The 11,133-nt window shown below is 60.6% G+C and carries 6 protein-coding genes, 3 tRNA genes and 4 pseudogenes; all 13 read left to right on the top strand.

Annotation, left to right across the window (positions count from 1 at the left end; translation table 11 throughout):
* Positions 1-187: 187 nt before the first annotated feature.
* Positions 188-272, top strand: a tRNA-Leu gene (locus tag JCM25156_RS05035).
* A gap of 96 nt (positions 273-368) precedes the next feature.
* Positions 369-1,705, top strand: a pseudogene (tig, locus tag JCM25156_RS21660) (trigger factor).
* 267 nt (positions 1,706-1,972) lie between these two features.
* Positions 1,973-2,608 (top strand): ATP-dependent Clp protease proteolytic subunit, encoded by a 636-nt coding sequence (locus JCM25156_RS05025; RefSeq protein ID WP_034958448.1) that lies wholly within the window; start codon positions 1,973-1,975, stop codon positions 2,606-2,608.
* Positions 2,609-2,738: 130 nt separating this feature from the next.
* A pseudogene (gene clpX, locus JCM25156_RS21655) lies at positions 2,739-3,997 on the top strand (ATP-dependent Clp protease ATP-binding subunit ClpX).
* 159 nt (positions 3,998-4,156) lie between these two features.
* Positions 4,157-6,643: an endopeptidase La gene (gene lon / locus JCM25156_RS05015; RefSeq protein WP_025812343.1), complete on the top strand. Its 2,487-nt coding sequence runs from the start codon at positions 4,157-4,159 to the stop codon at positions 6,641-6,643.
* A 180-nt stretch (positions 6,644-6,823) separates the two neighbouring features.
* Positions 6,824-7,111: an HU family DNA-binding protein gene (locus JCM25156_RS05010; RefSeq protein WP_025812342.1), complete on the top strand. Its 288-nt coding sequence runs from the start codon at positions 6,824-6,826 to the stop codon at positions 7,109-7,111.
* A 77-nt stretch (positions 7,112-7,188) separates the two neighbouring features.
* A tRNA-Val gene (locus JCM25156_RS05005) sits at positions 7,189-7,263 on the top strand.
* Between the two features lie 43 nt (positions 7,264-7,306).
* A tRNA-Asp gene (locus JCM25156_RS05000) sits at positions 7,307-7,383 on the top strand.
* Positions 7,384-7,661: 278 nt separating this feature from the next.
* Positions 7,662-8,025 (top strand): annotated as a pseudogene (locus tag JCM25156_RS21650) (NADH-quinone oxidoreductase subunit A).
* 23 nt (positions 8,026-8,048) lie between these two features.
* On the top strand, positions 8,049-8,627 hold the full coding sequence (locus JCM25156_RS04990; RefSeq protein ID WP_025812341.1) for a NuoB/complex I 20 kDa subunit family protein: 579 nt from the start codon (positions 8,049-8,051) through the stop codon (positions 8,625-8,627).
* Positions 8,620-9,294 (top strand): NADH-quinone oxidoreductase subunit C, encoded by a 675-nt coding sequence (locus tag JCM25156_RS04985; protein ID WP_025812340.1) that lies wholly within the window; start codon positions 8,620-8,622, stop codon positions 9,292-9,294. Before JCM25156_RS04990 ends, JCM25156_RS04985 begins: the two co-directional genes overlap by 8 nt.
* Positions 9,295-9,301: 7 nt before the next feature.
* Positions 9,302-10,563, top strand: a pseudogene (locus tag JCM25156_RS21645) (NADH-quinone oxidoreductase subunit D).
* A 5-nt stretch (positions 10,564-10,568) separates the two neighbouring features.
* Positions 10,569-11,133 (top strand): complex I 24 kDa subunit family protein (locus JCM25156_RS04975; RefSeq protein ID WP_025812339.1); only part of this gene is annotated, 565 nt, incomplete at its 3' end.

The following is an 11,133-nucleotide window of genomic DNA, read 5'->3' as shown; positions in this document are numbered from 1 at the left end:
CGCCGCCCTTCACGCCGGGGACTGGCCGGTGGCCGAGGCGTTCGACCTGCATGTAGGGGCCGCGCGGGCACGGGCGGAGGCGATGGCGCAAAAAGTTTTGGCCTGAAAACGGCCATTCGTTTCCCTTGGGATCTTGCCCCATGGCCGATCGTGCGCTAAAGCCGCGCGCTTACAGCCTGGGCACAGTGCGGGCGTGGTGGAATTGGCAGACACGCCAGATTTAGGTTCTGGTGACGCAAGTCGTGGGGGTTCAAGTCCCTCCGCCCGTACCAAGATCCCGGCAAGTCGCGTTATGCGAGCAGGCGCGGTGGCCCGAGCGGCCTCTTGCGTTCTTTGACACGTTACTGACCGAGAGGATGGCCTGGCAGATGCAGGTTACTGAAACGCTTTCCGAGGGCCTGAAGCGCGGGTTCACCGTTACGGTGCCGGCGGCGGGAATCGAGAGCAAGCGCACCGCGCGCCTGAAAGAAGTTGGACAGACCATGAAGCTGCCGGGTTTCCGCCCCGGCAAGGTGCCCATGAGCATCCTGCAGCAGCGTTATGGCGAAGCCGTTCAGGGCGAGGTCATGGAGCAGGTTGTCAGCGAGGCGACCCGTGGCCTGCTGGACGAGCGTGGTCTGCGTCCCGCCATGCAGCCCAAGGTCGATGTCGTGTCCGGCGGCGAGCCCGGCAGCAAGGACGACCTGAAGTTTACCGTTGAATTCGAGGTTCTGCCGAAATCACGATCCCGGACCTGTCCACCCTGTCGCTTGAGCGCCTCAAGGCCGAAGTGAACGCCGAGACGGTGGACAAGGCGCTGAAGGAAATCGCCAGCCGCCAGCGTGAATTCGAGAAGATCGAGGAAGATCGCCCCGCCGCCGATGGCGACGTTGTGGTGGTGGACTTCGTGGGCAAGGTCGATGGCACCGCGTTCGAGGGCGGTTCGGCCGACGATGTGAATGTCGAGCTGGGCGGCGCCGGATTCATTCCCGGTTTTGCCGAGCAGATCGTGGGCATGAAGGCCGGTGACGAAAAAATGATCACCGTCACCTTCCCCGCTGATTACGGTGCGGAGCATCTGGCGGGCAAGGAAGCGACCTTCGACATCAAGGTGAAGGAGCTCAAGCGCCCGATCGAAGCCAAGATCGACGACGATCTGGCCAAGAAGCTCGGCTTCGAGGGGCTGGAGCAGGTGCGTGAACTGATCACCAAGCAGGTGACGCAGGAATACGACCAGCTTTCCCGCCTGCGCCTGAAGCGCGAACTGCTGGACAAGCTGGCTGAAAAGACGGATTTCCAGGCCCCTCCGGGCATGGTCGAGTCCGAGTTCGAGCAGATCTGGAACCGCATCGAGGAAGACCGCAAGGCCGGTCGTCTTGACGCGGAAGACAAGGAAAAGGACGACGACACGCTGCGCGCCGACTATCGCCGCATTGCCGAACGTCGCGTGAAGCTGGGCCTGCTGCTGGCTGAGATCGGTCGCGTCAACACCATCACCGTCACGCCTGACGAGATGATGCAGGCCGTCCGCGCCGAAGCGATGCGCTACCCCGGCCAGGAACAGGCCGTGTTCGAATTCTTCAGCAAGAATCCGCAGGCGGCCGATGGCCTGCGCGGTCCGATCTTCGAAAACAAGGTCATCGACTACATCGTCGAGCTGGCCAAGGTCGATGACAAGACCGTGACGCCGGAAGAACTGGCGGAAATGCCGGAAGCCGACGTCTGATCCGTTCACACGGCATGGATGGCGCATACGGCGCACGGAAGGGGACTTCCGTGCGCCGTATGTGTTTGCAGGCAGGGCAATGACGCGCAGATTGTGGAACCCGTTTCCGGTAAAAAGACAGGAATGGGGTGGTATCTGGCGTGTTTGTCTCTATTTTGTCATAAGTAACCGGGAAGGGACCGGCCGCATCCATAACTGCCCGTGCGTGTGCGCGCCGGGTAAGGGAGGCGGAACGGCCCCTTGCTTTTCAGGATCGGGAATATGGCTATGAGGGATCGGGATCCCGTAGAGATCTTCAACAACGCTCTGGTACCGATGGTGGTTGAACAGACCTCCCGCGGGGAACGGGCATTCGACATCTATTCCCGCCTTCTGCAGGAACGGATCATCTTTCTGACCGGGCCGGTCTATGACCAGGTGTCCGCGGTGGTGTCGGCCCAGCTTCTTTATCTGGAAAGCGTCAACCCCAGCAAGGAAATATCGTTCTACATCAACAGCCCCGGTGGCGTGGTGTCGGCCGGACTCGCGATTTACGACACCATGCAGTACATCCGCTGCCCGGTCAGCACGGTGTGTATCGGGCAGGCGGCCTCCATGGGGTCGCTGCTGCTGGCCGGTGGTGAAAAGGGGCGGCGTTTCGCCCTGCCGAACGCGCGTGTAATGGTGCATCAGCCTTCGGGCGGGGCGCAGGGACAGGCCAGCGACATCGAAATCCAGGCGCAGGAAATCCTGACCATCCGCCAGCGCCTGAACGAGATCTACAAGGAGCATACCGGCCGCACGCTTGAGGAAATCGAGCAGAAGCTGGAACGTGACAGCTACATGTCGGCGGAAGAAGCGCAGGCGTTCGGCATTGTGGATGAAGTCGTCCGCCGCAACACGGCGCCCAAGCCGGCGGAGTAGCCGGTAACAGGGAAGGGCGCGCGCAGGCGCGCTTCCCGCCCGAACGGGTCAGGTCACCTGCGGCGTGCCGGGATGGTGCAGTCCGGCTGCAAGGTATGGAGAAGTTCCCCCTGCGGGAATAGGAGCGGTTATGAATAACAAATCCGGCGATTCCAAAAATACGCTTTACTGCTCGTTCTGCGGCAAGTCGCAGCACGAGGTCCGCAAACTGATCGCCGGTCCCACCGTGTTCATTTGCGATGAATGCGTCGAGCTGTGCATGGACATCATCCGTGAGGAGCACAAGACGCATCTGGTCAAATCGCGCGATGGGGTGCCTACGCCGCGGGAAATCTGCAAGATTCTGGATGATTACGTCATCGGGCAGAGCCATGCGAAAAAGGTGCTGTCCGTGGCGGTGCACAACCACTACAAGCGCCTCGCGCACGCGCAGAAGAACAACGATGTCGAGATTGCGAAATCCAACATCATGCTGATCGGGCCGACGGGTTCGGGCAAGACCCTGCTGGCCCAGACCCTCGCGCGCATCCTGGACGTGCCCTTCACCATGGCGGACGCCACCACGCTGACCGAAGCCGGTTACGTGGGCGAGGATGTGGAGAACATCATCCTCAAGCTGCTTCAGGCCGCTGACTACAATGTGGAAAAGGCCCAGCGTGGCATTGTCTACATCGATGAGATCGACAAGATCTCCCGCAAGTCCGACAACCCCTCCATCACGCGCGACGTGAGCGGGGAGGGCGTGCAGCAGGCCCTGCTGAAGATCATGGAAGGCACAGTCGCATCCGTGCCGCCGCAGGGCGGGCGCAAGCATCCGCAGCAGGAATTCCTGCAGGTGGATACTACCAACATGCTGTTCATCTGCGGTGGCGCGTTTGCCGGACTCGACAAGATCATTAGCGCGCGTGGCAAGGGTTCGGGCATTGGCTTCGGCGCGGATGTCCAGTCCCCCGATGAACGCCGCACGGGCGCGGTGCTGCGGGACGTGGAGCCCGAGGATCTGCTGAAATTCGGGCTGATCCCGGAATTCATCGGGCGCCTGCCGGTGGTCGCGACGCTTGAGGATCTGGATGAGGCGGCGCTGATCGAGATCCTGACCAAGCCCAAGAACGCGCTGGTCAAGCAGTACGCGCGCCTGTTCCAGATGGAAGACGTGCAGCTTACCTTTACCGAGGACGCGCTGCGTCAGGTCGCCCAGCGCGCGATCGCCCGGCGTACCGGCGCGCGTGGCCTGCGCGCCATTCTGGAAAGCATCCTGCTCCTGACCATGTTCGATCTGCCCGGCTGAAGAATGTCGAGGAAGTGGTGGTCAACAAGGAAGTGGCGGAAGGCAAGGCGCAGCCCGTTTACGTCTATGGCAAGAACCAGCCGACCGAGCAGTCCGCCTGAGGCGGTCAGTTCCGGTTCGCGCAAACCGCCATCACCGGGGTTGTGATGGCGGGGCGTCGTGACAACATGAAGCTGTAGTTGTCGCATATGCGGCGCAACGGATGGGCAGGCCGCCAGAGCGGGTGCCCATCCGGGATCGTCCATCAGGAGGTCAAAAAAATGTCTGACACTGACAGACTGACACCCGTTCCAGAAGGGACGGAATCTCTCGAAAACACGGCGGGGACTCCGGTGCTCGCAACCCATGAACCCGAGGAAGCCGCCACCGGGCACGACACGATCGCCGTGCTGCCGCTGCGTGATATTGTCGTGTTTCCGCACATGATCGTGCCGCTGTTCGTCGGGCGGGAAAAATCGGTGCGCGCGCTTGAGGCCGTCACCCGCAGCGACAAGCAGATCCTGCTGGTCGCCCAGAAGAACGCTGCACAGGATGACCCCACGCCGGACGATATCTATCGTTATGGCACGGTCTCCACCATCCTGCAGCTTCTCAAGCTGCCGGATGGTACGGTCAAGGTGCTGGTCGAAGGCGGCAGGCGCGCCCATATCACGGCGCTGCACGAGATTGACGGCCACTTCGAGGCCGAGATCGAGGACGTGCCGGAACAGGAAACCGACGGCAAGGAGGCCGAGGCGATCGGCCGCACGCTGATCGGGCAGTTCGAGCAGTATATCAAGCTGAACAAGAAGATCGCGCCGGAGGTGCTGGTCTCGCTCAACCAGATCGACGACCTGTCCAAGCTGGCCGACACCATTGCCAGCCACCTGAACCTGAAGATTCCCGAAAAGCAGGAAATCCTTGAGATTCAGGACGTGAATGCCCGGCTGGAGCGTGTTTTCGCGCATATGGAAGCCGAGATCGGCGTGCTTCAGGTCGAAAAGCGCATCCGCAACCGCGTCAAGCGGCAGATGGAGAAGACGCAGCGCGAGTACTACCTGAACGAGCAGCTCAAGGCGATCCAGAAGGAACTGGGCGAAGGCGAGGAAGGCAAGGACGAAACCGCCGAGCTTGAGGAAAAGATCGCCAAGACCAAGCTGAGCAAGGAAGCGCGCGAGAAGGCGGTGGCCGAGCTGAAGAAGCTGCGGACCATGAGCCCGATGTCGGCCGAATCCACGGTGGTGCGCAACTATCTCGACTGGATTCTCGCGATTCCCTGGAAGAAGCGCTCCAAGGTGCGTCATGACCTGTCCGAAGCGCAGGAGGTGCTGGACAAGGATCATTACGGGCTGGAGAAGGTCAAGGAACGGATTATCGAGTATCTGGCCGTGCAGAGTCGCGCGCAGAAGCTCAAGGGGCCGATCCTGTGCCTCGTGGGGCCGCCGGGCGTGGGCAAGACCTCGCTGGCGCGTTCCATCGCCAAGGCGACGGGGCGGCAGTATGTCCGCATGTCGCTTGGCGGCATGCGGGACGAGGCCGAGATCAGGGGGCACCGCCGGACCTATATCGGCTCCATGCCCGGCAAGATCATTCAGGGCATGAAGAAGGCGAAGACATCGAATCCGCTGTTCCTGCTTGATGAGATCGACAAGCTGGGCGCCGACTGGCGCGGTGATCCGTCATCCGCGCTGCTGGAAGTGCTGGACCCCGAGCAGAACGCCACGTTTGGCGATCACTATCTGGAGGTGGATTACGACCTGTCGGATGTGATGTTCATCACCACGGCCAACAGCCTGAACATGCCCCAGCCGCTGCTGGATCGCATGGAGATCATCCGCCTGTCGGGCTACACCGAGGATGAGAAGGTCGAGATCGCGAAGCGGCACCTGCTGTCCAAGCAGACGGCGGCGAACAACCTCAAGCCCGGTGAGTGGTCCGTCTCGGATGATGCCCTGCGTGAACTGATACGTAGCTATACGCGTGAGGCGGGCGTGCGTAATCTTGAACGCGAGATCGCGACGCTGGCCCGCAAGGCCGTGACCGAAATCGTGACGGGCAAGGCCAAGACCGTGGAGATCACGGCCGAGAACCTTGAGAAATACGCGGGGGTCAAGCGCTTCCGCCATGGCGAGACCGAGTCGGAAGACATGGTCGGAGTCGTGACCGGACTGGCCTGGACCGAAGTCGGGGGTGAAATCCTGACCATCGAAAGTGTGATGGTGCCCGGCAAGGGGAACATCAAGCTGACGGGCAAGCTCGGGGATGTGATGAAGGAGAGTGTCGCGGCCGCGCTGTCCTACGTGCGCAGCCGCGCGGTGACATTCGGCATCAGCCCCGACCTGTTTGAAAAGCGCGACCTGCACGTGCATGTGCCTGAGGGGGCGACGCCCAAGGACGGACCGTCCGCCGGTATCGCCATGGCGACATCGCTGGTCAGCGTGATGACGGGCATTCCCGTGCGCAGGGATGTGGGCATGACGGGCGAGATCACGCTGCGTGGCCGTGTCCTGCCGATTGGCGGGCTGAAGGAAAAGCTGCTGGCGGCCCATCGCGCGGGGCTTACGACCATCTTCATCCCCAAGGATAACGAGAAGGATCTGGTCGATATTCCCGACGCGGTGAAGGGGGCGCTGACCATCCTGCCGGTTTCACATGTGGATGAGGTGATCGGCCAGGCGCTGGTTGAAAAGCCCGAACCGATCGAGTGGACGGAACCCGTCACCCCCACCGGCACGGAAAGCACGGCCACGCCCGCATTGACGCATTAGGCGATATTGGGGCAGGGGTAGCGTCGCAAATGTGACATGAAGGAGAGGAATGACAAATATCTCTGTCATTCCTCGAATTCTGTTGGTTGACGTGAGAAAAAACAGCGGCATAGTGCGTGCAGAAATGCGGCGCGACTTTTAAACGATTGCGTGGGCGCACAGTACAAAGAAAGGCGTAAAATGGAGAAGCCACTTAACAAGCAGGAACTCGTCGCTGCGGTAGCCGAGGAAGCCGATCTGGCCAAGGCAAAGGCCAGCGAAGTGGTTGATGCGGTTTTCGGTGCGATTGAAAAGGCGCTGGCAAGCAAGCAGGAAGTCCGTCTGGTCGGTTTCGGTACCTTCGTGACGGCGACCCGCAAGGCGGCCAAGGGGCGCAACCCCCGCACTGGCGAGCCGCTGGACATCCCGGCTTCCACATCCGTGCGCTTCAAGCCCGGCAAGAACCTGAAAGAAGCGGTCAGCAAGTAAGACTGCTGTTTTTCAAAAAAAGGGGGCAATCCATTTTATGGGTTGCCCCTTTTTTTACAATCGCCTAGTAGGGTCGCGGGCGATTAGCTCAGCGGTAGAGCGTCTCGTTTACACCGAGAGGGTCGGCGGTTCGATCCCGTCATCGCCCACCATATTCCCTCATACCCCCATCGGGGGGGGCAGGGACAGCACCATGCGGGTGTAGCTCAGTTGGTTAGAGCGCCGGCCTGTCACGCCGGAGGTCGCGGGTTCGAGCCCCGTCACTCGCGCCATTTCATGAAATCAGGTCTTTTCGCGCCATTCCTCATACGCAGGTCTGGTGCTTTTTTTTATGCACTATACACGAAAAAATGATGGCAAAAATGGCGGTAAACTCTTGTTTATCAAAAAGTGACTGTTTCGGTCCTGTACCTTACCTCACAGTAATGTTCCTAAAATAACTTGCTCAAACAACTGTTCCCTGGGGGATGGAGGGTCTAGCATCTCCCGTGCCAGACATTGAGTCGATAAAGACACTGAGTGGCGCATTAACAGGTTGGGAACACGGAACATGCATTCCGTTATCGCTGATTATTTACCCGTGCTGATATTCGGGTGCATCGCAGTGGTGATCGCAGGCGCGATGCTGGGCAGCTCTCTGCTGTTCGGTCATCAGAAGCCTATGCCGAGAAAACGTCCGCATACGAATGTGGTTTCGAGCTTTTGACGATGCACGTCATCGGTTTGACGTGCGGTTCTATCTGGTTGCAATTCTTTTCATCATTTTCGATCTCGAGGTTGCATTCCTTTTTCCATGGGCGCTCAGTCTGTCACGGATCGGGTGGTTCGGATTCCTGTCCATGATGGGCTTTCTGGGCGTTCTTGTGGTTGGCTTCATCTATGAATGGAGCAAGGGCGCGCTGGACTGGGATTGAACATGACAAAGGGAGGCGCACCAATGGGCCACGACATATCCGGGCCGGACCGGCCCGCGGACAGCATTGCCTGGAACCGCGAAATGCTGCCGCCTGGGGCGGAACAGGATGCGGTGATCAAGGGTATCACCGGGGAAATTACCGAAAAGGGCTTTGTGGTCGCCAGCCTTGACAAGCTGGTGAACTGGGGGCGGACCGGAAGTCTGTGGCCCATGTCCTTCGGGCTGGCGTGCTGCGCGGTGGAGATGATCCACGCCTACATGCCGCGCTACGATCTTGACCGCATGGGGATCATCCCGCGTGGGTCGCCCCGCCAGTCGGATGTCATGATCGTGGCAGGTACGCTTACCAACAAGATGGCGCCCGCCCTGCGTCGGGTTTACGACCAGATGGCCGAGCCGCGCTGGGTCATCTCCATGGGGTCCTGCGCCAATGGTGGTGGGTACTATCACTATTCCTATTCCGTAGTACGCGGCTGTGACCGGATCGTGCCGGTTGATGTCTACGTGCCTGGCTGCCCCCCGACGGCCGAGGCGCTGATTTATGGAATTCTGCAGTTGCAGAAGAAAATTCGCAGGACAGGGACAATACGCCGTGGCTGATCCACAAAATGCTCCCGTAGCGGCGTCGGTCGTGCCGGACGTCGTGTCTGGCAGGCTGGGGGTTATCGCCTTCCGCCTGTCCACTGCGGTTCCGGGCATCATTTCCGCTGGTATTGAAAAGGGCGAACTGGTGGTGCGGACCACGCGCGACCGGCTTTCGACACTCATGCCCATGCTGCGCGATGACCCGCGTTACGCCTGTGAGCAGGCCATGGATGTGTGTGGTGTGGACTTTCCCGACCGTGCCGAGCGGTTCGATGTAGTCTACAACCTGCTTTCCGTCACGCATAACCACCGTATCCGCGTGATCGTGACGACGGATGAGACCAGCCCCGTGCCGTCCATGCACCGGCTCTGGCCCGTCGTTACGTGGTGGGAGCGGGAATGCTACGACATGTTCGGCATCCTGTTTACCGACCAGCCGGACCTGCGCCGTATCCTGACGGATTACGGGTTCGAAGGGTATCCGCTGCGCAAGGACTTCCCGCTGACCGGGTATGTCGAAATGCGTTATGACGAGGAGCGGCGGCAGGTTGTCTATGAGCCGGTCGATCTGGTGCAGGATTTCCGTAATTTCGATTTTGAATCGCCCTGGGAAGGGATCCTGACGCTGCCCGGCGACGAAAAGGCGCATGCGGACCGCCAGAATTTGAAACGGCAGGGATAGGCGACAGATGAGCGATAGCGACGTAACCCTTCGCAGCGATGCGGCTGTTCCGGATTCACTCCTGCCGGAAGATGACAAGGGCGAAGTAAAGCGGCATGTGGTGGAGATTGACTCCCATGCGGTCAATTTTGGCCCGCAGCATCCATCCGCGCATGGTGTGCTCCGTCTGGTGCTGGAAATGGAGGGCGAGGTCGTCGCCCGCGCCATTCCGCATGTCGGCCTGCTGCATCGCGGCACGGAAAAGCTGATCGAATACAAGACGTACCCGAAGGCGCTGCCGTATTTCGACCGGCTCGATTACGTCTCCCCGATGTGCGAGGAGCATGCCTTCGCGCTGGCGGTTGAGAAGCTGCTCGGTATCGAGGCCCCGGATCGCGCCCGCTGGATCCGGGTCATGTTCGCCGAGATCACCCGCATCCTGAACCATATCCTTAACGTGACGGCCCTGGGGCTGGATTGCGGCGCGTTGACGCCGGCGCTGTGGGATATGAAGAGCGCGAAAAACTGATGGAGTTTTACGACGCCGTCTGCGGTGCGCGCTTTCACGCCAACTACTTCCGCCCCGGTGGCGTCGCGCGGGATCTGCCCGCCGGACTGGAGGAGCGTATTGCCGACTGGGCGCGTACTTTCCCGCAGTGGATCGATGATCTGGAATCCCTGCTGACGGGCAACCGCATCTGGAAACAGCGCACGGTTGGCATCGGCGTATTCACGACTGAACAGGCGCTGGCCTGGGGGTTCAGCGGTCCCTGCCTGCGGGCTTCCGGCGTGCCATGGGATCTGCGGCGCAGCCAGCCGTACGACAATTACGATAAGGTGGAATTCAACGTGCCGGTGGGCCGGCAGGGCGATTGCTACGACCGTTACCTGATCCGTGTGGCGGAACTGCGTGAGAGCGTGCGCATCATCAACCAGTGCCTGGAGCAGATACGTCCCGGCCCGGTGAAGGTGCAGGATCACAAGATCTCGCCGCCGCCGCGTCGTGAGATGAAACGCTCCATGGAAGCGCTGATCCATCACTTCAAGCTCTTTACCGAAGGCTATCACGTGCCGCCGGGCTCCACTTACACCACTGTCGAAACCCCCAAGGGGGAGTTTGGCGTGTATCTGGTGGCCGATGGCAGTAACCGGCCGTACCGCTGCAAGATCCGGCCCACGGGTTTTGCCCATCTCCAGGCAATCGACGAAATGTCGCGTCGGCACATGCTGGCTGATGCCGTAGCCATTATCGGATCGCTTGATCTGGTGTTTGGCGAGATTGACAGGTGACCAAAATGTCCGTCCAGTCTGACGCGCCCCAAGGCGCGGAACCGACCCATTTCGCATTTGATGAGGAAAGCGAACGCCAGATCGCCGCGATCCTCGCCAAGTATCCGCCCGAACGCAAGGCAAGTGGCACGCTGCCGCTGCTGTATGTGGTGCAGAACCAGATGGGCCGTACCACGGGAAGCGCGTGGGTGCCGCGTGTCGCCATGGATGTCGTGGCGGCAAGGCTCGAGGTTGCGCCGATCCGTGTTTACGAGGTCGCGACCTTCTATTTCATGTTCAATACCCAGCCGATCGGTCGCTACCATCTGCAGGTGTGCACCACCACGTCATGCTGGCTGCGTGGCTCCGATGATGTCACCGCCGCCTGCAAGGCCGCCACGGGCATCAGCAATTTTGGTGAAACCAGCAAGGACGGTCTGTTCACCCTGACCGAGGTCGAATGTCTTGGCGCCTGCGCCAACGCACCGATCCTGCAGGTTGACAACGATTATTACGAAGACCTTGACGGCTCGCGCACCGTTGAGCTGATCGAGGCGCTGCGGCGTGGCGAGCGGCCCCCGGCTGGCTCCA

This window comes from Komagataeibacter kakiaceti JCM 25156 (assembly GCF_000613305.1).
This window is presented reverse-complemented; position numbering and strand designations above follow the sequence as displayed.

Bases quoted from the DNA above. Each gene is read 5' to 3' on its own strand.
- lon (WP_025812343.1), top strand. From the start codon at position 4,157: ATGTCTGACACTGACAGACTGACACCCGTTCCAGAAGGGACGGAATCT.
- JCM25156_RS04990 (WP_025812341.1), top strand. From the start codon at position 8,049: ATGGGCCACGACATATCCGGGCCGGACCGGCCCGCGGACAGCATTGCC.
- JCM25156_RS05010 (WP_025812342.1), top strand. From the start codon at position 6,824: ATGGAGAAGCCACTTAACAAGCAGGAACTCGTCGCTGCGGTAGCCGAG.
- JCM25156_RS05025 (WP_034958448.1), top strand. From the start codon at position 1,973: ATGAGGGATCGGGATCCCGTAGAGATCTTCAACAACGCTCTGGTACCG.